The organism is Flavobacterium sp. FlaQc-57 (assembly GCF_044007395.1).
Classification (GTDB): domain Bacteria; phylum Bacteroidota; class Bacteroidia; order Flavobacteriales; family Flavobacteriaceae; genus Flavobacterium.
This window is the reverse complement of record NZ_JBIPDA010000003.1, coordinates 31,639-56,552: the sequence shown is the minus strand read 5'-3', so window position 1 is coordinate 56,552 and position 24,914 is coordinate 31,639. Positions and strand designations below refer to the sequence as shown.

The window sequence follows — 24,914 nt, the reverse complement described above, 5'->3', positions numbered from 1 at the left end:
CTCCTGTTTTAACTGGAGGAATAAATTGGCAACAAAAAGGACTTTAGCCAAACTTTTAAATTTTGGCTAAAGCCCTAAATATCATTTTTACTATTTACATCCAGCTGAAGCTGGACGCTATTCATACACATAGCAACCTATGTATACTTTAAAAAAGTGAAACGCCTTTTTCAAGAACTCTTAATCTATCCCGAAGCGTCGGGACTATGTGTTAAAATTATTTACACCTAGCGATTCAATATTTATTTGACTGAATAAGGTCTGTCTTTTGCAGCAACTCCCCAAATTTTAGAAGGCTTATCTCCCATAGTAAAAATTAATTCTCCACCTTTCATAATGTCCGAATGAAGAATATAACTTTGCGTATAAGGTTTTCCGTTTAAAGTTGCTTTTTGAATGTAAATATTCTTCGAATTGTTGTTTAAAGCTTTTACAGTAAAGCTTTTTCCATCCGCTAAATTCAATGTGGATTCATCCATACTTGGGCTTCCAAAAACATAAATTCCGTTGAACGGATTTACAGAATACATTCCCATTGCGCTCCAAATATACCAAGCCGACATTTGTCCAACATCTTCATTTCCGCACAATCCATCATGTTTATCGCTGTATAAATTATCCACAATGTAACGTACTTTCTCTGCTGTTTTCCAAGGTTGTCCTACGAAATTATACAAATATGTAATGTGGTGGCTTGGCTCGTTTCCGTGTGCATATTGACCAATTAAACCCGTGATATCACTTGAAGCTTCTGCTCCCATATCACCCGTGATTTTAAACAAAGTATCAAGCTTTTTTGTGAATGTTTTTTCTCCACCAAGCATTGCAATAAGCCCTTCGACATCCTGAGGTACTAACCAGGTATACTGCCATGCATTTCCTTCAGAGAAATCACCTTTTTCATGTATCGACTTAAAGGGATCGAATGGTGTTCTCCATTCTGTATCGCTTAGCTTTGCACGTACAAAACCAACTGAAGGATCGTAATATTTTTTATACGCTTTTGAACGGTTAAAGAAGTAATTATAGTCTTCTGTCTTTCCCATTTTTTTTGCCATCATTGCAATAGCGCCATCAGAAATTGCATATTCCATACCATAAGATACTGATTCCCTCAAACTATCTCCCGGAATATACCCCAACTTTTTTACAAAATTAACCCCGCGATCATCCTGCATTGCGGTTGCTTTTACCGCTTCAAAAGCTAATTCTCCGTCAATGCCTTTAATGCCTTTTAAATACGCATCGGCAACAATTTGAATAGCACTGTTTCCAGGCATACAGTAGGTTTCATTCCCCATTAAATGCCAAACCGGAAGATGACCTGTTTCTTTGTAAATCGCCAACATCGAATTAACGATATCCGATACTTTATCTGTTTGTGTTAAGGTAAGTAATGGATTTGCTCCTCTGTAAGTATCCCACAACGAAAATGTGGTTAAATTGGTAAATCCTGCTGCTCTATGCACTTGTTTGTCTGATCCGTAATAATCGCCATTGCTGTCATTGTAAGTCGACGGTGCAATCATGGTATGATATAAAGCGGTGTAGAATGTTCTCATTTTGGCAATATCTTTCGATTTTACCTGTATTTTATTCAACTCTTTGTTCCATTTTTCATCTGCCTGAGCAGCAACTTTTTCAAAGTTCCAGCCCGCAATTTCTTTTTTTATATTCATTAAAGCATTTTCCGTACTTACTGCCGAAATTCCCACTTTAATTTTAATCACCTCATCTTTTAAAGTCGAAAACTGAAGTACTGCTTTGGCACTATCTCCCAAAACCACTTTGTTAATCATCTCTCTTGTATTGTTATACAATTGGATTTTTTTAGCTGGTTTTGATAAAATTGCTGCAAAATAAATGCGTTGATCTGGCGCCCAGCCTTTCGAGAAACGGTATCCTTCGATCAAAGTATCATTTTTTACTCTGATATAAGTATCAACCGCTTTATCCCATCCAATTCCTTCTACCAGATCTAAAACGATATGTGATTTGTCTGAAGCAGGAAAAGTATATTTTTGAAAACCAACTCTTTCTGAAGCTGTCATTTCGGCTTTGATTCCGTTTTTCTTTAAAATAACCGAATAATATCCTGGTTTTGCAACCTCATCTTTATGATCGAAACCTGAAATATATCCGTTATCCATGTCTTTGGCAGTTCCTTTTTTCAAGTTGATTTTACCAACCGCTGGCATAAAAAGCAGATCTCCAAGATCTCCAATTCCGGTTCCGCTTAAATGCGTGTGCGAAAATCCAATAATAGTCGGATCAGAATAATGATAACCCGAACACCAATCCCAACCTTGTGAAATATTTACAGGTCCTAACTGCACTCCTCCAAAAGGAACATTTGCACCCATAAAAACGTGTCCGTGAAATCCTGTCCCAATAAAAGGATCTACATATTGCGTTAAATTTTGCTTATTAGTCTGCCCTTGCATTTGCAGGCAACAAAGGCCTAAAATTGCAAAAAATGTTGATTTTAAATTTTTATTCATATTTTTTTGATTTGATCTATCTGTGGTAACATCTTAAAAAGTTTTTTGCCACGAATTGCACTAATTTCAAGCGGAGCAAACTTGAGCACTTTACTCTTTAATCTTGCTTCTATAATCTTTAATCTTTACTCTATAATCTTGCTTCTATAATCTCTCTCTTCTACTTCTCAATCTCAAAACTACCTTCCAACATTGCATCTCTAGAATTCGAACCAATTTTCAATGTGTAGTTTCCCTCATAGATTCTAAATTGTTTTGTAGTATCATCCCATTTTTGAAGCTCTTCCAATGGAATTTCCAGTGTGATTGTTTTTGATTTTCCTTTAGCCAACGAAACACGTTTAAAAGCCTTCAGTTCTTTCAACGGCATTCTATCCACAGTTGGATATTCGACATACACCTGAGCAACTTCATCTGCATCATATTGACCTGTATTAAAAATTTCGATTTGCATTGAAATTTTGTCTGAACTCATTTTCACAGTCTTAGGTCGTCGAACCCAATTGTAGCCAAAAGTGCTGTAACTTAATCCAAAACCAAAAGGATATTGCACTTCTTTATCAAAATAACGATAGGTTCTGCCTGCCATTGCATAACTGTTATAATCCGGTAAATCGCTGAAAGATTTGTAAAAACTAACCGGTAAATGTCCTGATGGAGAAACTTTCCCAAAAAGAAGATTAGCCAAAGCTGTTCCGCCTTGTTCTCCTGGATACCAAGCAAAAACAATCGCATCAACATAAGGTTCAATTGCCGAAATATCTACTGCGCTTCCGCCTGTTACTACTGCTACAAGTGGCGATTTCGTTCCTTTACGAAGTGCTTTTATGTATGCGATATGCGAAGCCGGTAAATCCATGTTTTTTCTGTCTCCCTTTCCATCGGCTAGAAAAGCATCGCCTTCTTCACCTTCATAAACTGGCGTAAAACCAATTACGGCAATCGTCAAATCGGCCATAGAAGCTGCCCAAACTCCACCAAAATTTTTGGTATCGGTAAAATCACAACCCATATCATATTCTACACGGGTATCAGGATCTACAGCTCCTGCAATTCCTTCTACAAAATTTACGGCTTTATCTGTGATTCCGTGATAATTGCCTAATAGAGCATCTAGTGAAGCTGCATTTGGTCCAACCACAACCATCGATTTATAATCTTCTTTTTTCAGCGGAAGCAATTTTGCTTTCGTTTCTCCTACTTCACCATTCTTCAACAAAACCATGCTTTGTTCTGCCATTTTTCGGCTTAGATTTCTGTGATACGTATTTGCAATACTGTCGATACCATATTTTCTATACGGATTATCTTCAGCTTTGTCGTAAAATCCTAATTTGAATTGCGTTCGCAAAGTTGGCGCCAATGCATCATCAATATCTTTTTGGGTAATCATTTTTTGATTCAACGCATTGATCGCATCTTTTTGCAATAATCCGCTACAATCCATATTTACTCCAGCTTTGATTGCCGCTGCTGCGACGGTCACACTATTTGGTAAAGTTTTGTGACTATCATAAATATCCTGCAACGCCCAACAATCGGTAACGACGTGACCACCAAATTTCCATTCGTTACGTAAAATATCTTTTAATAATGTTTTACCTGTACAGCAAGGTTCTGAATTTACGCGATTATAAGCACACATTACGGTTTCTACTTTTGCATCGACTAATTTTTTGAAAGCGTATAAATAAGTTTCTCTCAAATCTTTTTCGTCTACAATAACATCAATAGAATGTCTGTTTTTTTCAGGACCGCTATGTACTGCAAAATGTTTGGCGCAAGCTGCCGCTTTCATGTATTTTGGATCTGTTCCTTGCAAACCTTTTACATAGGCAGTTCCCATTTTTCCAGTTAAGAATGGATCTTCGCCATAGGTTTCCTGTCCTCTTCCCCAACGTGGGTCTCTGAAAATATTGATATTTGGTGACCAGAAATTTAATCCCATATATTGCAAACGACGATCCTTAGCTACAGCCATATTATTTTTGGCTCTCGCTTCTGTTGAAATGGCATTTGCAACCTCATTCAATAAGTTATCATTAAAAGATGCAGCCATTCCTAAAGCTTGTGGAAAAACGGTTGCTTTTCCTGCTCTTGCTACTCCGTGCAGCGATTCATTCCACCAATTGTACTGCGGAATATCCAATCGTTTTACGGCTTTGCTTTCGAATCCTAATAAAGAGATTTTTTCTTCAATCGTTAGTTCTTTCAATAAATCGTCTACTCTTTTATCTATCGATAAATTTTGATTTTTATAGGGATATGTTTTTTGCTGTGCAGAAGTAATTCCGATACAGAAACAAAAAAACATTACAAATCTGCAACTTACTGAACAATTCATTATTGATGTATTTTAATTATATAAAAGCGAGATAATTTACTGTAAAAATTAAAAATAGCACCCCCATAAAAACAACTCCTTTCCCTCAGAGACAAAGAGTTATTCTTGTAGATTTTCTATTAAATTCCAATTCTTTTAGAAATTGAAATATATAACTACTATCGTTTATATTATAATTCGATATTATCTAAATTTAATTATCAATTACCTTTCACTAAATTCTAAAAACGATCTCCTTTTTTACAAACAAATGATAATTACTCTATTAATTTCCACTACTTTATTGCTCTCCGGCATTTTCAAATTTACAGTTATTTTTTTTTATATTTGCTTTTAACAAAATCGATTTAGTAAATTAATTCGTTTTTTTTGAATTTTTCATAATTAACCTCTCTGTTCCTTCAAAATGAAATTCGAAGGACTGCCAAACCAAACAATACCTCAACATGAAAAAAAAACTTTTTGTATTCTTAGCCTTTTGTATAATCTCCCTTTCTTTTGCACAAAAAGCACCAAAGGCAATTAAAATTACTTACCAAAGAAGTTACAATGGAAAAATTAGCGAAAACCAAGATCCTTTACTCTTATTTGCTTCTAAAGAATTGAGTTTAATAACATCTGACAAAATCATTCAGCAAAAAGCAAATTTGCCTTTCGAGCAGACTTTTGTCGATTTTAATACTAAAACTATTTTACAATGGGCACAGCTTAAAACAAATAAATCTATTGTTGGTCAGGATAACGAAGCTTTGTCAAAGCAAAAATTTGAATTTAGCAACGAAACAAAAAAAATTCTGAATTATACCTGCAAAAAAGCCACTACATCTGTAAACTCCAATAAAATTGAAATTTGGTATACGAATGAATTAGGATTAAAAGGCGGACCAAGTGTTCTTGGACAGGATTTAGGCTTGGTTTTAGAGACCAATCGTAATGGTAATTCTATTGTTACGGCTTCAAAAATTGAAATTTTAAAAACGATTCCTTCCATTTTAAAAATACCGGCTGTACAATCTGTTGATCAGTTAACTTATAAAGATTTACTATGGAAAAGTCGTTTCACGAACATTCCTGTTTTCAACAAAGAGCAAATTAACTTTTCATCTGATTCAAAATCAAATGACAGCATTCTCCGTTTTGCAAGCGGTACTATTATTGTTCGAAAAGTAAAATTTCCTGAAATAAAAAACGGAAGTGCCATTTTTGTAGATGTAACTCAGCAATCTAATGGTGATGCTTACGACAGAACCGGCTCTGTTTTTATGATTCCAATGGATAAAAAAAGCTCTTTCCTTGACGGATTAAAATCTGGTGTGAAAACATTACCTGTTTATGAAAACGGAAATGGTAAAAAATACCAAGGTGTTGTGGCAACGAATGAATATACTCCTTTATTAGAATTGATGCGCTTTTTTACTCCTTTTGGCGTAAAACATTTCAACTATTTACAGCTTAAAAACAAGGTTTGGCAGGATAGTGTTTTTTATCGTCAGGACATTTCACTTTTACAGCCAAAATTGAGTAATCAGGAAGTTTACATTGGGATGTTTATTGGCAATTATGACGCGGGCGGACACAAAGCGAGCTTGAATATTTCGATTCATGAAGGTGAAGATAACAATGAGAAAGGCGATTTTATTTTACCATTATTCAACACGCTTAATGTAATGGAAATGGCCGGACAAGATTATGCAACAATGTTTGATAATGAAAAAGGTCTGGAAATGTCATTTGAAGTTCCGCAAGGATACAAAAACTTCAAGTTGAGCTATACTACAACTGGCCATGGCGGCTGGGAAAACGGCGATGAATTTTTGCAGAAAAAGAACACTATTTTTATTGATGGTAAAGAAGTTTTTGGATTTACTCCCTGGCGTACCGATTGTGGCTCATACCGATTGAGCAATCCTGCTTCGGGTAATTTTGGCAATGGTTTATCCTCATCAGATTTAAGCCGCTCAAACTGGTGCCCGGGAACAACTACTAATCCTAATTTAATAGATTTAGGAAGTCTTGCGCCAGGAAAACATACTATTCGCGTTTCTATCCCAATGGGAAAACCAGAAGGAACGAGCAGCAGCGCATGGAATGTTTCAGGATTTTTAATTGGAGAAAGGTAATTGATAATTAAATTTAGATAATATCGACTTATTGATTAAACGGAAGTCTTTATATATTTAAGTTTCAAAAAAAAAGTAAAATTAACTCATTGGATGTAACTCCTAAAAAAATTAAACACATAGAAACATAGATTTTACATCTAAAAAAGGTGACAAAAAAGAAATACATTTCTTTCACATAGAACAACTATATGCATTTTAAATAAGTGAAACGCCTTTTTTAAGTACTCCAAAACTATGTTTCTATGTGTTAAAACAATTACGCCAAACAAGTTAATTCTATTCTTTACTATTTAAGACTTTACTCTCAAACCACCTAACTTCAAAAAACATGAAAAAAATCACACTTTGTCTGCTGTTTTTCTCGATGAGCTGGACAGCAATAATGGCTCAAAACTACACTCCTACTGAAGGAAATCTGAAAAACAGAAAAGAATTTCAGGATGACAAATTTGGAATGTTCATTCACTTTGGTCCTTATAGTGTTCTGGGCAATGGCGAATGGATTATGAACAACCAAAACATTAAAGTAACTGAATACGGAAGATTGCTTACTGTTTTTAATCCACAGGATTTTGATGCTAAAAAATGGGTTGGCATTGCTAAAGCGGCTGGCATGAAATATATCACTTTTACCACACGCCATCATGATGGTTTTAGCAATTTTGACACTAAATTGTCTGATTGGAAAATTACTAATACGCATTTCAAAAGAGATTTATTAAAAGAACTGTCTGACGAATGTCATAAAGAAGGGATTAAATTATTTTGCTATTATTCGCTTTTAGACTGGACGAGATCTGATTATCAATACGAAACAGGTAAAACAGGTAGAGGAACCGGCCGAACTCAAAAAAGCGACTGGGAAAGCTACATTCGTTTTATGAAAGGTCAATTGACTGAATTACTAACGAATTATGGAGAAATTGAAGGGATTTGGTTTGACGGTCATTGGGATCAATTGGACAATGATACTGACAAAACATTGCAATCTAAAGTTAATTGGCATTATGATGAAATTTACAAGTTGATTCATACTTTGCAGCCTAATTGTTTGATTTCAAATAATCATCATCTGACTCCAATTCAAGGAGAAGATTTTCAAGCTTTTGAGAAAGATTTACCAGGCGGAAATTCTACAGGATTTGGTGGACAATCTATTTCGCAATTGCCTTTGGAAACTTGCGAAACAATGAACAATTCCTGGGGTTTTAATATCAACGACCGAAAATACAAATCGACTAAAGATTTAATTCATTACTTAATTAATGCAGCAAGTTTAAATGCTAATTTCCTTTTGAACGTGGGACCAATGGCAGACGGAACTATTCAGCCGGAGTTTGAAGAAACTTTAATAGAAATTGGTGTTTGGATGGATAAAAACGGAAATACAATTTACGGAACTAGAGGCAATGTAATGAAACCGCAGGATTGGGGTGTATTTACTGCTAAAGATAAAACCTTGTTTGCACACATTATCAAGACTCCAAATCAGAATGATTATATTTTTATTCCCGAAATGAAGCAAAAAATTAAAAAATGTTATTTGATGAACGGCAAAAAAGAACTGAAATTCAAACAACAGCCTGAGGGAACATTCGTGTATTTGAATGGCGTAAAAATAGATGCAATTGATACCATAATCGAAATGCAAATCCAGTAATTCTATTAGCTCACAAAATCAATAAATGTTGTGAGCTAATATTCAATATCCTAAAAATTAATTATTACAAAAATGTTAAAAAAAGTTATTCTCTTTTCTGCAGTTGCCTTTATTGCAGCTGAAAAAGGAACTGCACAAACCACGATTTCTGCTGAGAAATTCCTTAAGCACGACACTTACCTAGCTTCAGATAAACTGGAAGGTCGTCTTGCGGGAACAAAAGGCAATAATGAAGCTGCGGCTTACATTAAAAAATATTTTAAAAAATTTGGGTTAAAAAAATTCAATGATAGCTACTATCAGCCTTTCAAAATATTCATGAAACCTGATATTAATAAAATTAAATCAGACAGTGTATCCACACAAAATGTTGTTGGTTATATTGAAGGTTCTGATGAAAATTTAAAGAAGGAATTCATCGTTATTGGCGCGCACTACGATCATTGGGGATGGGGTGGAAAAGGTTCAGGCAGCAAGAAAAAAGAAGCGATTGCTATTCATAATGGAGCCGATGATAATGCTTCAGGAGTTTCAGCGCTTTTGTCGATATTAGAAGAACTTCATCATAATAAAATTGCTCCTAAAAGAAGTATTATTTTTATTTCGTTCAGTGCCGAAGAAGAAGGTTTATTGGGTTCTAAATACTTTGTGAATCACTTACCTGTAGCTAAGAATGCTGTAAAAGTAATGATCAATATGGATATGGTAGGAAGATTAAATGATAAAAAAGAACTTTATATGGGCGGAGCGGGAACTTTTCCTGACGGAGTAGAACTGATGAAAAAGTTAGGTGAAGGTAGCGGACTTAATCCGGTTGTTTTTGCTGGTGATGTGGGCGGTTCTGATCATGTTACTTTTTATAAAAATGATATTTCGGCAATTGGTTTGCATACGGGCGGACATCCGCAATATCACACTCCCGAAGATGATACTGCTTTAATTAACAGCGAAGGCGGTGCTTTAGTTTCTAAATACATTTATAATGCTTTAGTTTCTATTGCCAATTACGAACAGCCGTTAACTTTTATTAAACAAAATTAAAATGATTTAAAATTCTCTTTTATAGCTTCTTTACGATATGATTAAAAGAAACTAAAGACGAAGTCTAACAAAACAAAAATCGGCGAACTACAGTGTAATTAACTGCTAGTTTGCCGATTTTTTTTGGGTTTACTTATACAACCCAGACTGACGCTTCTTTTCATTTGATAAAAAACGTCTGTAAATGGAAAACCCCAGATTCAAGAAATATCCTGAATCCGGGGTCTACCAATTACTAACAAAACATTTAAAAATGAAATTATTTTACGTCCCAGAAAATTTTAGTACTTAGGTTATCTTTATCTTTAACCGTATTATAATTATCTGTATTATAAACTCTTTCAGAATTTGGGTACGTGAAACGAGTTGGTGGAGTTTTTCTAATTGTACTTGTTTCATCTTCCATGAAAGTGAACACAGGAAGTTTTAATCTTCTTTGTTCTGCCCAAGATTCATCAGCCTGCATGATATTGTAGTGAATGTACTTTTGAAAAGCAATTAACTTCAATTGATCTGCTGCTGTTGTAGCTCCTGCAAAATTAATTTTAGTGATATAAGCATTCACTTCTGCAACAGTTGGTTCTGCAGTTGGTTTCCAAGTTAAAACATCTGCTTTATCACCTAATCTTACATAATATTCAATAGATTGTCTGATGGCTTTCTCGAAATATGTTTTTGCCAAAGCTCCATTACCATTTCTAGAATAGTACTCTGCAAGAATCAAGTTTACTTCGGCAGCATTTATTAATGTACCTGGCAACCATTTGTTTTTACTAATTACTGATCTGTTATAAATTGCAATTTTAGTATCAGCAATTAATTGCTCCTGAGCTCCTGATAACAATGTTGGGTCAAGTCCTACATAAGCAGTTGCATTTGCTCCTTTTTCAAACAACCAAGGCTCACGAGGATCGCTATTAGCATTCATGTGGTCAATCATTGGTTTTGGGGCAATGTTGTTGTTTCCTGACTCTAAAGCGTCAAAAAATCCTGAAGTATCCAAATCAACATCCTGAGTATATACTCTAAATGCAATATTCTCAGTACTTTCGTCAACGATTTTTCCTTCAGCAATAATTTCTGCCATTTCAGAATTTGCTCTTGCTGTAAGAGCAGGAACTGCAGAAACTCTGTTTAATAACTTTAAACGTAGAGAATTACAATAGATTTTCCAGCTAACAAGACTTCCTTTATTAATTAAATCCTGATTTTTAAATACTGTTTCTACTCCAGCATTCAAAGTAACTGAATTCAATTCTGTTGAAAAAGCTTTCAACTCATCTAACATCTTAATATAAAGCTCTGTTTGATTATCGTACTTAGCCGTTGCTTTTGAATAATCTCCTCCTGTCATACTAATTTTACCAGCCTGAGAGAATGGAATATCTCCTACATTATCGATCATTTTTGCTGTATGATCGTACAAGTAAATAGTTGCAGTGATCATATAGATTCTATTTGCTGCCTGATCAGCTGCAGGTAAAGATGCGTATACTTTTTCTAACTCTCTAAATTGAGTAACAAATTTGTAATACCTAACCCATCTGTCATTAATAGTTGCTCCCGTAACATAACGACCTGATGAGTTAAGAAAACCGTGAGCCTGAGTAAAACTAAGTGAAGTTGTTCTTATTACTGTAAAATAATTCCAATAAGATGGGATTACATCCTCGAAGTTAATTTTCATGAACCCGGCAAATTGTTTAGGCACGGTTGTCTCTGTAACTGTAGACGGATCTCTGTATGCCTCTGCAAAATCGTCCTTCGAACAAGAGTTCAAAAGAACTGACGCCGATACTAGTGATATATATAATAATTTTCTCATGTTGTATTTTTTTAATTATAATTTATCCAATTAGAAAGATGCTCTCAACATTACTCCATAACTTCTTGTTGACGGAGTCAATCCTGCATTGTTTACGTTTTTTTCCCATCTTGAACCAGCAGTTGTTGCTTCAGCATCCATATCTTTAATTGTTCTGTAGATGTAAAATAAATTACGTCCGAAGAAAGAAAAACTTAATTTAGTTGCTCCAATTTTACTAGCATAAGATGCTGGCACATTAAACCCTAGAGATAACTCTCTTAATTTAACATAGTCATTCTTTTGAATGTATAATTCATAACGAGAACTACTATATTGTGGCCCTCCCCAGTTGTAAGTCATGTTGTAATAACCTGCCTGAGAGATTACATTTGTGTTGTTTGCACCATCTGCAGTAACTCCAGTCATCAACATACCATCACGGAATAATGTTTGTCCGCCCGGTCCGGCTGTTGAACTATTAGGAACCTGAACACCTTTACCATTATTGTCCATGTAGTAAGTCAAACCACCACGCTCATTTGTACTATACTTCAATGACTCCTCAGTTAAACCTCTTGATATCATCCAGTTAATACCTGTCGGCATTAAATAACCACCGTAAGAATAATCGATATTTACATCTAATGTGAAATTTTTGTAGGTAAATGTGTTTAACAAACCTCCCACTCCTTTTGGCATAGCACTTCCGTATTTAACCCATTTGTCTCCGTCGATCATTAAATATCCATCAGAGTCAACCATATTATTTCCTTTGTCATCTGTTTTAACAGGATGAGCATAAATACCTCCCATTGGGTCACCTACTACTGATTTTAATTGAGCTGCAGATCCATCATAGTCCATATGCAATAATTCACTTGCACCGTTAGCTAATTTTACAATTTTGTTGGTATTTTTTGCCCAGTTTAAAGTAAGATCCCAAGAAAAATTTTCTGTTCTAAAAGGAGAAGCAGTCAATGCGATCTCAAATCCTTTATTATTAAGCTCCCCTACGTTAGCTAATATTTTACTTGCTCCTGTTGTTGGTGCCAAACTTAAATCAAGAATTTGATCTTTAATATCTGCATTATAGTATGAGAAATCTAAACCTAATCTTCTGTCAAAGAATTTTGTTTCGAAACCAACTTCAAATTCTGTTTTCATTTCAGGTTTAATTCCTTCGTTTCCGTATAAATCCTGAGAATTTGTAATTAAAACCGGATTTGCTGTTCCTTGAGTTCCCAAAGTAGTTTGAATAAATGCTACGTTTGCTCTGTAACGATCCGGATAGTTACCCACTTTACCCCAAGAACCACGCAATTTTGCATAATTAATAACCTCTGGCAATTTAACCGCATCTGATAAAACAAAACTTGTATTTACAGAAGGATAAGTAAAGCTATTACTATTTGGATTCATTGTAGACGTACGGTCTTTTCTGATTGTTCCTTCAATGAACAAATAGTTTCTAAAGCTTCCGCTTAAAGTACCATATACGGCATCTTTAACAGTTTTATATCTTGTAGAAGTACTAGTCGCTAAACCAATAGATGAATTCATATCATACCATCCTTCAACACTTAAACCACCATTTGTAGAACGAGATAAGAAACTACCAGTTTCTTGCGAACCTTGATAACCAAGAAGCGCATTTACACCAAAATCTTCGTTAATTTTTTTATTGTAAGTCAATAATAAATCACCATAAAGAATATTGTAATCCTGAGATTCCATCATGAAAGAACCAGAAGTATCACCATTTCCTCCAAATTGGTACACTAAAGGTATCTCTACAGGGCTTTTACTTTCTGTGTTTACCGAAGTTAAATCAGTAGAAGCACGACCACGTAACGTTAAATCTTTTGTAATTGTAAGTGTTTCAGCAACACTGGCAATTAAACGATTTGTAATTTCGTCTTGTTGCTTAGCATTTATATTCCAGAAATAATCTGCAATATCTGATCTAAAACCATTACGATAAATATTTTCATTTGGCGTTAAACTCTGTGTACCTTGACCTGTAACGTATTTGTATCCTAAACTAGTTTTGTATTTTTCTTTGTACCAATCACCATTATCAAATGGGCTTAGCATACCTGTAAAGTTATTTACCAAACGATCCATAGCAAATGTACGATTATGTATATTTTGGTTCATATAACTTACAATAACATCTGTTTTCAGTTTTCCAGTTTTGAAAGATGCATTTACGTTAAAATTGTTCTTTTTGTTGTTGTTCCCCATACTTAATCCTTCAGATTCTATATGTGTATAAGAAAAACGTATATTACTGTTTTCAGTACTATTGGTAAGTGCAAAGTTTGTTGTTCCATCCCAAGCTTGTTGGAACATGTTTTTGTATCCATCTCTTTGAGCAGAATACGGACGTATAACTCCATCCCAAGTCATAACAGGTTTACCATCAAACCAAGGACCAAAGTTATTAGTACTATTCGAAACTCCTCTTGTATCAGCAACTCCATCACCATTCGTGTCATAATGAGCAAACCCGTCTGGCGCTAAAAATCCTGTAGTATAATTTGCATTTGTCCAACCCGGACCTCTTTCATACTGAAATCTTGGCATGTATGCAATTTCGTTCCCAGAATAACTAGTACTAAAATCAACACCTAGACCTTTTTTTCCTTTACCAGATTTAGATGTAATTAATACAACTCCGTTTACAGCCTCAGAACCGTATAATGCAGCTGCAGAAGCTCCTTTAAGAATCGAAATGTTTTCGATATCCTCAGGGTTAATATCTGCTAGACCATTATTTTTAACACGTTGCTGATTCCAATAATCATTGTTATTAACCTCTCCGTCACGAATAGGCACACCATCTAAAATGATAAGTGGCTGATTTCTACCTGTAATAGAGTTTATACCGCGAATTTGGATATTGATTGCTCCTGCCCCACCCGGCGTAGAACTAATACGTACACCTGGCGCTTTACCATACAAAGAGTTTGCGATTGTTGGCGAAGCCGTTTTTGTAATCGCATCTGCTTTAATTATACTTGTAGCATATCCAATTGATTTGTTCTTTTTTGTTTGACCTAAAGCGGTAACTGTAACACCATCAAGTTCATTTGTAGCACTTGCTAATTTCGCTTTCATACCATCAACAGCTTTTAACTCTGTTGTTTTGAACCCTATCGAACTAACAACTAGAGTTGCTCCTTCTTTTACCGAAATTTTAAACACTCCATTTTCATCTGTAGCCGTTTCTTGTTTTGTACCTTTTTCTCTAACTATAGCCATAGGCACAGGAAGATTTGCATTGTCTGTAATTACTCCGGAGATTGTTTTGTCTTGTGCTTTCGCCCCTTGGAAGCACATTACCATTAGAAAGACTAATAGTGATTCGTATAACAGTTTTCTCATAATTAATATTGGTTTGGTTTGGTTTTTAATTTTTTTAATTAAGGGTTCTGATTTCCTAAAAATGAGCACTAAAACCTTTAATTTTTTATTATTATTCTCTTCAAAAGAATTTAATAATAATTAAGTTTCTTGTTTAACACATCTTTACTTCTTTTACATCATAAGCACTTTTTTTGTTTAATAATTGGTCTATATTTCACTTGTTTTATCTTCTGATTCACTATATCGTTTTAGTGTTTTGTTTTAAAAAAAAGGAACACAATTTCTAAACTGATTCCCTTATAGTTAGACTCCCTTTTTTCTTTTCTTTCTCAATTTCATAATTGTTTCCTTCATTCATATGCTTCATTAATAAGCGTACCGTTTTTTTTCCCATTTCTTCGATTGGCTGCGATAAAACTGTAATAGAAGGCGAATGCAATCTAAAACTATCGTGATCGTCAAAACTTATGACTGCTTTATCTGTTGGAATTTTTAATCCCAATTTTCTAAAGGACTGCAAACCTGCCAGCAGCAAATAATTTGCTCCAAATAAAACAGCATCAATTTCAGTTGTATTACTCAAAAAGTCAGAGATCTTTTCTATTCGTTCATCTTCACTAATATGGTATTCAAGATCCAGTATTTTAGATTCATCATATAAATCCGCTTCTTTAAGTGCATTTATATATCCTTGTTTTCTCAAATTCATCTGAATCAATTCTGAAGAATTGGTCACAAAAGCAATTTTTTTAAATCCTTTTTCCAAAAGATAATTAGTCGCTGTTTTTGCTCCTTCAAAATTATCCAGCACCACATGACTTACATTTTGTTCTTCAAAATATCTATCAACTAAAACTACCGGACATTGAAGTTCCATCAATCGATCAATGGTTGCCTTCATGTTCTTGGTAGGCGTGATGATAAAACCATCAACATTTGCCTGCAATAAACTATTAACCAACTCTATTGCACGCTCATCATTTCCGCCGGTACTGCAATAAAAAACTCTATAATTTAAGTCTATCGCTTCTCTCTCAATTACTCTTGCCAAATCAGAAAAAAACTGATTCGAAATATCCTCTACAATAAGTCCGATAGATCTTGTTTTACCAGTTCTCAAACTACTTGCAATCATATTGAGTCTGAACTTCATTTCCTCAGTAACCTTAAAAACTTTCTTAATCACTTCTTTGCTGATCCCCATCTTCTCACCTTTATTATTAAGAACAAATGAAACTGTAGTGACAGATACATTTGCAGCTTTGGCGATATCTTTAATAGTGATCTTTTTACTCATGAAACGTTAAGTTTATCTTAAATCTAAGTTAATATGTTATAAGCAAATATATATTTAATAAAACGATTTACAAAAACGTTTTAGTATTTTTTTTTAAACCAAATTATACATTTTAACATTTAAAAAGAATTATCCAAAAATATAATCCCAATAGCCTATAAATAAAACAAATACACCAATAAAAACTGATGTTATTTTTCTGACAAACGGTAATTTTTTACTTAAATTTAAAAAAAATTAAAATCTCAAATAAAAGCATCAAAAAACCTATAAAATTGCAAAGTATTTAACATAAATATATGTTAACATTAATAAATTAAACAAATTATCATTTTCTCCTGTTTCACAATTCTCTTCGAAAATCATTTCTATTTTTTTCTTCTAATTTGAGATCAATTATGTAATAAATTCTGATCTCAATTTCTTGTTTTTTTCCTGCTTTTTAAAAGTTGTAAGCTTTTTTTTATATATGCTTTTTACAGATACTTAAATCCTACAAAATTTTCGCTTAAATAGCTCCTTTTATATGCATTACGTAATAATTATCCTTACTAATTTTTAAAATAATACACTCAATTGAATCCTTAATCACCAATTCGTTTCATTTTCCATTTCAAATGCTTATTTTTTTTAAAGTTCGTACACGATATAGGCGCTTACCATCCAGTGATTTGAAGTTCCGTTGGCATTTTTTTGCGCTTCAGGAATACTAAAAATTACCATATGTTTTCCTTCATTCAATTCTACGGGAACGATCATTGGCGGAACGTTACTTCCCGGACACCAATTAGATCTACTTAAATCACTGCTTGCTATCGGTTCTTCAATTTCTTTTACGGCATAAGTTCCTTTGTCATCCTGAATATAAGGTGCTTTTCTTTTCTTTAACCAAACTCCGGTACCCGGATTAAATCGGCGAAAGCTCGCACAATCATCTCTCCATGGAATAAAATCGATTACTTTTTTACCATCAATTTTGACAATATTCTGCTTTTTAACAAATTCATCACCTTCACCATGACCTCCGTGACCTGTTGTGATGTAATATAATTTTGGATTCTTTGCCCCTTTTGGTAAATTGAATTCTACTTGAAAATCCTTATAAGCAAACAATTCATCATTTCCTTGATTGGTTCCAAAAGGTTCTGTGTTTAAAATAGGAACTATAATTTTGTTTTTTGGAAGATCGCAGCTCAATTCGCTCGGAGTCAAATTAATTGTTGCATTAACGATATGTCCGCCTTTGGTATAATTGCCAATATGAACACCTATCCAAACTTCACCTTGCAAAACGGTTGAAAATTGAGAAATATCTTCTTTCCAGCGCACTTCTTTTTCCCAATACGGAATATAAACTGGCTTACGTTGTAACGAATCATTACTAAAAAAACCAATCCCAAAAGTCGTCATAAAGCGCATTAATTCTACCGTTGGCGCAAAATTACCTTCCGGAACTATCGATTTTATTTTTGTAAATTCATTCGAGGCAAACTTTTTTCCTTTTACAACATCTTCCAACGAATTGTTTTTATCTACCGGAAGTACAAAAATAGATCCCGCTCTGTCATAGCGGTCTCCACCTGAAACGACGCTTACATTGATTTCATATTTTGTATTTATTTTTTGCTTTGGAAGCGTTACTTTTTTGAAAACGTATTGCCCACCGCCATAAAAAACATTCCCACTAACATCCGTCGAAAAGTCTTTACATTTTTCGTCGTGCTGCACTCTAACCTGATTAAAAATTTCAACTTTTTGCGCTGTAATGTGATTACTAAACAGTAACGTATTCAACAGTATTGCAAAAATTATTTTTCTCATATGCTATAAATTTCTTTTGTATCTTTTTTATTAAAACTCTAAATTATTCTGTAACTGTAATAATTTCTCTTAGTCGAATATCTCTTGAAGATGCTCCGATCATAATTCTGAAATCGCCAGGTTCTACCACCCATTTCATATCTTCGTTTAACATTTGTAGGGTTTCTTTGTTAATCTCAAACGAAATTTCTTTTGATTCTCCTGCTTTAAGCGAAATTCTCTGAAAGCCTTTCATTTGTTTTATGGGCTGTGCAATAGACGATAAAAGGTCTCTCACATACAACTGAACCACTTCATCACCATCGACTTTACTGGTATTTTTTATAGTGCAATACACTTTTGTCGTTTCAGATTTTCTAAGTTGTTTTTTGTCAAATCGTAAATTGCTGTATTCAAAAGTCGAATAACTTAATCCGTAACCAAACGGAAATAAAGGCGCTCCGTTTAAATTTGTATAATCATCTGAACGGCCTGTTGGTTTATGGTTGTAGATTAATGGCAACTGTCCTTCAAAAACCGGAAAAGTAATTGGCAAACGTCCTGCCGGATTTTTATCTCCAAATAAAATATTGGCAACAGCATGTCCGCCATCTTCTCCAGGATACCAAACATCCAAAATCGAAGGCACATTATTAATCCATTTGTCCATTGTAATGGCGCTACCTCCAACAAGAACTACGACAACTGGTTTTCCTGTTGCAGCAACAGCATTAATTAATTCTTCCTGATGTCCTAATAAACCCAAATAAGCTCTATCGTTAAATTCTCCTTCTTCGATTCCGGCAGCAATTACAGCAACATCAGATTTCTTTGCAGCTGCAACAGCTTCTTCAATTTTCTTTTGCCAATCGTTGTTTACTCCAATATTCCAAACTAATTTGAATTTAGCATAACCTTGCGATTCAAAAAATTCTATTTTAATATCGTATTCTTTGTCTTTCTCAAAATTAAAATCAACCAGTTTTGTTGAATAGGTTTGGCTTTTCCAATTGTCTATTATTAGTTTTCCGTTCAAGTACAAACGGTAACCATCATTGCCTTCAAAACCAATTTTGTAAGTTCCTGTAACCGGCGATTTGATTTTCCCAGTCCATTTTGCTGAATAAAAATCATAATTAATTTTTTCCTGATCTGGAGAATATAATGTCCAATCAAAATTTATGGCATTGTCTAATCTTGTTACAACAGGAGTTCCGCTTAATTGCACATTATTGAAATATTCAGCAGACAATCCGTTTACCGATTTTCCTTTGTCAACGCTGAATAAATTAGCCGATGGAACAGTGGTATATTCTTTATTTCTTCTTGCACAGCCTTCAGCCAAATTAATAACAACCGACTTACCTAACTTCGCTTTTATCCCGTCAAGCATACTTACTTTTCCGTTTCCGGGACCACTGTAACCACCTAGTCTGGCTTCGGTAATATCATTTCCTATTAAGGCAATTGATTGTATTGATTTTTTAAGAGGCAAAACATTGTTATCGTTTTTTAATAAAACCATTCCTTTTTCGGCAGCTTCTCTTGATAGTAATTTATGAGCCGGATTTCCGTTCCATTTATTTGTTTCTTTCTCATCGGCATAAGGATTCTCGAACAATCCCAATTCAAATTTCAATCTCAAAACTCTCGTTACGGCTTCGTCGATATTTTTCATATCAATTCTTCCGTCTAAGAAAGGCGGTTGAAACAATTTGTAGTGATCGTAAGCAGTTTGAAAAATAACATCTAAACCATTATTGATCGCATTTGCACTCGACTCCGGATAATCTTTTGCGGTATAGTGCAATACATTTCCTCCACCAACAGCATTAGCATCTGAGATAATGAATCCTTTAAAATTCATTTCACCTTTCAGTTTTTTATTCAACAACCAATCGTTTGCCGTGCAAGGACTTCCGTTTATAGTATTGTAAGAAGTCATCACGCTTCGGCTTCCGCCTTCGTTAAAGCAGGCGCGAAATGGAGGAAACTGATATTCTTCTAAATAACGCTCATTATAATCGATCGGGTAACTGTCACGTCCACCGTCTCCGCTATTTGCCAGGAAATGTTTTGGAGTTGTGATGACTCCTCTTTCTTCAAAAGACGACACATAAGCGACTCCCATTTTTGAAGAAAGAAAAGGATCTTCTCCATAGGTTTCTTCTACTCTTCCCCATCGAACATCTGAAGCGATATTGACAACTGGCGATAAAATTTGACGAATTCCGCGACTTTTAGATTCTAATGCAATCGCCGTTGAAACTCTTTTCATTAAACCGGGATCAAATGTTGCTGCCAACGAAATTGACTGCGGAAATGCTGTTGCTCCATCTCTTACTAATCCGTGCAATGCTTCATCAAAAGCAATAATAGGAATTCCCAAACGTGTTTTTTCGACAAAATACTTTTGCATTTTGTTGATTAATTTTACGGTTTCTTTAGCGTTACTTGCTGCACTGTAATCTAAAATTTGGTTACTTGCATCGGTGCTTCCTTTAGCACTTACCTGAAATCCAAAAATTCCGTTTTTATAATTTTCTGCGCCATCAGACAAATCACCGGGAATCATGAACATCTGCCAAAATTTTTCCTCCACCGTCATTCTGGATAATAAATCCTGAACGCGTTCTTCAACGGGAAGTTTTGAATTTTTATACTTTGGAATATTTTGCGAAAACAATAGTTGTGTTCCAAGAAATAAACCGATTAAAAGTGCCTTTTTATTCATGATTGTGCTTTTGAATTGCCACTTAAGCTTAAATTATTGTATTAATTCTATTCTCTAGATTTTTTACTAAATCGTTTAAATAGAATGATAAAAAAATATCATCTCCAAAATTGAAGATGACATTTTATATTCTATTAGTTGGTAAGGAAACCTCCCTGACCTCTGTATAATTTTATTGGTGCGTCTAATGTAACTTTGATACAGGTTACATATTTATCTGAAGTATTTTCCGGAAGATCGATATACACTAATCCCGGAACTGCACTCCATGAAATTTTACCTACTATTTTGTGTGTCAATTTTACATTTGAACCCAAAACTGTAATGTCCTGAATTTTATTGTCAAGCCCTTTTAACATTAATTGTCCCGAAGTTTTTCCGTGTACAAATAAATAAAGTGTTTTTGAATCTTTAGAAAGTGTAGTTGGTCCGTAAAAATGTCCTAACGGAATTCCTGGAACTGTTCCAAAAATACCTTCTCCGTTTCTTCTGTTCCAATCTCCTAATTCTTTTAAAGTCGAAACAACAGTTTCCGGATATGTTCCGTCAGGTTTTGGTCCAATGTCTAACAATAAGTTTCCTCCGTTTGAAACTGCATCTACAAAAATAGTGATGATTTCATAAGGCGTTTTCCAATTGTTATCGCTCACACGGTATCCCCAATTTTCGTTCATCGTCATACACAATTCCCACCATTTAAATGCTGGACGAACCACTGGGAAGTTTTGTTCTGGTGTATCATAATCTCCATAACCTTGTAAACGTCCGTTGATAATTGTGTTAGGATTTCTGTCTAACATCATTTTACGCGTTTTTTCAGCTTGCCATTCATCTGCACTATGTTCCCAATCTCCATCAAACCACCATAAATCCGGATTGTACCAATCTGAAATTTCTTTGATTTGTCCTTGAAAAAACTTTTGAAAACGCGCCCAACGAGCTGGTTCTTTTTTAATATCATAACGAGATTTATCTTTCAAGAATCCCGGATAGTCGTCGTGTGTCCAATCGATTAAAGAAAAATAAGCGCCGCATTTTATATCTCTTTTGCGTAGTTCTTCAAAGAATGGTTTTATCATGTCTTTTTTGGCAGGAGTAGTTTTTACCGAACTCAATTTACCTAGTTTGGTATCATACATTGCCACACCATCGTGGTGTTTTGTAGTAATCACGGCATATTTTGCTCCGGAATCTTCAATCATATCAGCCCAAGCCGCAGGATCGTATTTACTTAGCGTGTAGCTTTTTTGCTGTTTCATATAATCTTCTACAGAAATTTTTCCGTTGTGAAAACTCCATGATTCAGAAACATCGGCAACTGAATAAATTCCGGCGTGAATAAAGATTCCTAATTTGGCATCTTCAAACCATTTCATTTTTTCGGCAATATCTTTTGCAGCAATTTTGTTCTGCGCAACACTTGTAAAAGTAGTTCCTGCGAATAAGGCTGCTAAAATTATTTTTTTAATCATTTCTATTTTTTTTTTACTGTTTATTATGCTGTTTGCTATTAATTTAAACACATAGTGACATAGTTTTTAGAAGCTCGAAAGAAGGCATTTCACTTTTTTAAACACACATAGTTTTACCTATGTGAAAGAAACAAGTTTCTTTTTTTGCATTCTTTTTAAAACAAAATCTATGTTTCTATGTGTTAAAATTTTTTTTCACCCCAACGGGTTGTTTATTATTTTATTCTAATCGGTATTGATGCTCCTTGTAATCCTGCACTTTCGGCTTTTACCGTAAACTGTCCCTTTTGATCTTTCTTCGCTTTAACAATTACTAAAACTTTTCCGTTATAAGCAGGTCTTTCGGTACTTTGAAAAGGCACAAAACTAGTAGCGTCTCCATTATCTGTCGCCACAATTTCTCCCGCTCCTTCTATTGAAAACTTCACTAAAGGTTTTGAACGAGGCACTACCAAACCATTATTATCGGTTACATCAACTGTTACAAAAACCAAGTCAACATCGTCTGCCAAAGCTTCTGTTCGATCTGCTGACATTTTTAGTTTTGTTTCTTTTCCTGTGGTTTTAACAATATCTATTGCCCAAATTTTACCGTTTTTATAGCAAACTACTCTTAGTTCGCCCGGTGCATAAACAACATCATTCCAAGTAAGACGGAAATCTTTTCCTGCTTCCATCTTCTTTCTTCCAAGGCTTTTTCCGTTAAGGAACAATTCGCCTTCGGTTCCTGATGTGTAAACGTGTACAGGAACAACTTTTCCAACTCTTTCATGCCAATTCCAGTGCGGTAATATGTGAGCCGTTGGAACATCTGGTCTCCAATGCGATTTGTAGCTGTAATAACGATCTTTTGGGAATCCTGCCAAATCGATAATTCCAAAATAACTACTTCTGGAAGGTGGATTGCTTTTTTGTAATTCTGCCAATTTTGCTTCTAGTTCTTTTTGCTTAGAAGGATCTGTTCTAAAGTTCAACAAGTTTGTTTCATCAGAATTGTAAGGTGTTGGTTCACCCAAATAATCAAAACCTGTCCAAACGTATTCGCCTAACAAATGAGGATATTTTGCGTTGGTACGAAATTGCGTGTCAGGCGAACAGCCCCAGCCCGGAAATGCATCATCATAAGATGAAATCTGCCAAGAAGCTTTATCGAATTTATCATCAAAAAAATATTCTCCACGCGAACTTACGGTCGAAGCAGTTTCACTGCCCAATGTTGGTTTATTCTTATATCTTGGATCAACATCCCATTTTGGCTGTTGGTCAAAAAAGTAGTTTACTCCCATAACGTCAAGCGCAACGGCTGCTCCAGAACCTCTTCCTCCATCGGGATCATTATATCCGTTTGACACTGGACGCGTTGGATCTTCTCGGCGAACTATATCCGCCAGCTCTTTTGTCAATTTTACGTTTTGCTGATCTGGAACTTCATTTCCAATTGACCAAATAAAAACCGACGGATTATTTCTGTCTCTTCGAACTAATGCCACTAAATCTTTTTCGTGCCATTCATCGAAAATGGTATTGTAATCTAATTTTTTCTTTCCAATTTTCCAGGCGTCAAAAGCTTCATCCCAAACTAAGAATCCCATCTTATCAGCCAATTCCAGCAATTCAGGCGCTGGCGGATTATGAGAAGTACGTAAAGAATTACATCCCATATCTTTTAGCATAACCAATTGTCTTTTTAATGCCGATGTATTTATAGCAGCTCCCAAAGCACCTAAATCATGGTGATTACAAGTTCCGAAGATTTCTACTCTTTTTCCATTCAAAAGGAATCCGTTTCTTGGTGTAAATTCTATAGTTCGAATACCAAAAGGCGTGTTGTAAGTATCGACAACTTTTCCGTCAACGCTAACTTTGGTTTGCGCTACATAACGATTTGGTGTTTTTAAATCCCATAATTTAGGATTGTTTATAATCGAATGTGTTTCGGCTTCCTCTGTACTATTGGGTTTAATTTCAAGCGTTGCCGTAATTAACGATCCTACTTTTACTTTAGGAATATCATTACTATCCAGTTCGTATAAATCTGTTGTAACAACCGCTTTAACCGCTTTGTTTGTAGCATTGTCTACGTTTACCAATACTCTGACATTGGCAGCTTCTTTGGTAATATTTGGTGTTGTTACATAAGTTCCCCAATGTCCAACATGTACCGGATTGGTTTTTACTAACCAAACATGACGGTAGATTCCTGCTCCGGGATACCAGCGCGAATCCCAATTTTCAGTGTCCAAACGAACGGCTAAAATATTTTCTTGTCCAAATTTTAAAAATGGAGTCAAATTCATGCGGAATGAATTATAACCAAAAGGCCACGTTCCAACATACTTTCCATTTAAATAAATTTTGGCATTTGCCATTGCACCATCAAAATCAACAAAAATTTGTTTTCCTGAATCTGAATTTGGAACTGTAAAATGTTTGCGATACCATCCAATTCCTTTCCAAGGTAATTTTCCTGTTTCGCCTCTTAATTCAATTCTAAAAGGTCCTTTAATCGCCCAATCGTGTGGTAGATTTAGTTTTTCCCAATTGGTTTCATTTGTAGTTACAGCTTCTAAGTTTTTTGGTTCTTCTTTTACCAATCCGTCAGGTTGAGATCCGTATCTTGAAAAAAGCCAATTATCATCAAAAGACTGCGTATCTGTCGAACCCATTCTTTTTATTGCAGTATTCTGCGAAAATGCAGACGATCCTATCAATAAAAAAAATAGTACAGTAAGACTTGTATTTAGTGAAGATATCTTTTTCTTCATG

Annotated in this window: 12 protein-coding genes; 3 read left to right on the top strand and 9 right to left on the bottom strand. The window is 34.7% G+C overall.

Annotation, left to right across the window (positions count from 1 at the left end):
* Positions 1–242: 242 nt before the first annotated feature.
* On the bottom strand, positions 243–2,501 hold the full coding sequence (locus ACHRVZ_RS11365; protein ID WP_395422554.1) for a GH92 family glycosyl hydrolase: 2,259 nt from the start codon (positions 2,499–2,501) through the stop codon (positions 243–245).
* A 160-nt stretch (positions 2,502–2,661) separates the two neighbouring features.
* Complete coding sequence (locus ACHRVZ_RS11360) at positions 2,662–4,845, bottom strand: glycoside hydrolase family 3 N-terminal domain-containing protein (RefSeq protein ID WP_395422552.1); 2,184 nt, start codon at positions 4,843–4,845, stop codon at positions 2,662–2,664.
* 446 nt (positions 4,846–5,291) lie between these two features.
* On the opposite strand from ACHRVZ_RS11360, the gene ACHRVZ_RS11355 reads away from it, so the two are divergent.
* The 3 genes from ACHRVZ_RS11355 to ACHRVZ_RS11345 all read left to right on the top strand — a co-directional run bounded on the left by ACHRVZ_RS11355 (position 5,292) and on the right by ACHRVZ_RS11345 (position 9,669).
* Positions 5,292–6,965 (top strand): GLPGLI family protein, encoded by a 1,674-nt coding sequence (locus ACHRVZ_RS11355; RefSeq protein WP_395422550.1) that lies wholly within the window; start codon positions 5,292–5,294, stop codon positions 6,963–6,965.
* 331 nt (positions 6,966–7,296) lie between these two features.
* Complete coding sequence (locus tag ACHRVZ_RS11350; RefSeq protein WP_395422548.1) at positions 7,297–8,628, top strand: alpha-L-fucosidase; 1,332 nt, start codon at positions 7,297–7,299, stop codon at positions 8,626–8,628.
* Positions 8,629–8,700: 72 nt separating this feature from the next.
* The gene (locus ACHRVZ_RS11345) at positions 8,701–9,669 is read left to right on the top strand and encodes a M20/M25/M40 family metallo-hydrolase (RefSeq protein WP_395422546.1); all 969 of its coding nucleotides are present in this window, start codon (positions 8,701–8,703) and stop codon (positions 9,667–9,669) included.
* A gap of 259 nt (positions 9,670–9,928) precedes the next feature.
* Here the strand turns inward: ACHRVZ_RS11345 and ACHRVZ_RS11340 are convergent, their stop codons facing one another.
* The 7 genes from ACHRVZ_RS11340 to galB form a co-directional block, all read right to left on the bottom strand.
* The gene (locus ACHRVZ_RS11340) at positions 9,929–11,494 is read right to left on the bottom strand and encodes a SusD/RagB family nutrient-binding outer membrane lipoprotein (protein WP_395422545.1); all 1,566 of its coding nucleotides are present in this window, start codon (positions 11,492–11,494) and stop codon (positions 9,929–9,931) included.
* A 30-nt stretch (positions 11,495–11,524) separates the two neighbouring features.
* The gene (locus ACHRVZ_RS11335) at positions 11,525–14,863 is read right to left on the bottom strand and encodes a SusC/RagA family TonB-linked outer membrane protein (protein WP_395422544.1); all 3,339 of its coding nucleotides are present in this window, start codon (positions 14,861–14,863) and stop codon (positions 11,525–11,527) included.
* A 265-nt stretch (positions 14,864–15,128) separates the two neighbouring features.
* Complete coding sequence (locus tag ACHRVZ_RS11330; protein WP_395422542.1) at positions 15,129–16,142, bottom strand: LacI family DNA-binding transcriptional regulator; 1,014 nt, start codon at positions 16,140–16,142, stop codon at positions 15,129–15,131.
* Between the two features lie 630 nt (positions 16,143–16,772).
* Positions 16,773–17,963, bottom strand: a complete 1,191-nt coding sequence (locus tag ACHRVZ_RS11325; protein ID WP_395422540.1) for a peptide-N-glycosidase F-related protein — start codon at positions 17,961–17,963, stop codon at positions 16,773–16,775.
* A gap of 43 nt (positions 17,964–18,006) precedes the next feature.
* Complete coding sequence (locus tag ACHRVZ_RS11320) at positions 18,007–20,676, bottom strand: glycoside hydrolase family 3 C-terminal domain-containing protein (RefSeq protein WP_395422539.1); 2,670 nt, start codon at positions 20,674–20,676, stop codon at positions 18,007–18,009.
* Between the two features lie 134 nt (positions 20,677–20,810).
* A complete protein-coding gene (locus ACHRVZ_RS11315) occupies positions 20,811–22,148 on the bottom strand; it encodes an alpha-L-fucosidase (protein ID WP_395422538.1) in 1,338 nt (445 codons plus the stop codon).
* Positions 22,149–22,363: 215 nt separating this feature from the next.
* Positions 22,364–24,913, bottom strand: coding sequence for a beta-galactosidase GalB (gene galB, locus ACHRVZ_RS11310; RefSeq protein ID WP_395422537.1), 2,550 nt, complete (start codon positions 24,911–24,913; stop codon positions 22,364–22,366).
* Position 24,914: the final 1 nt, after the last annotated feature.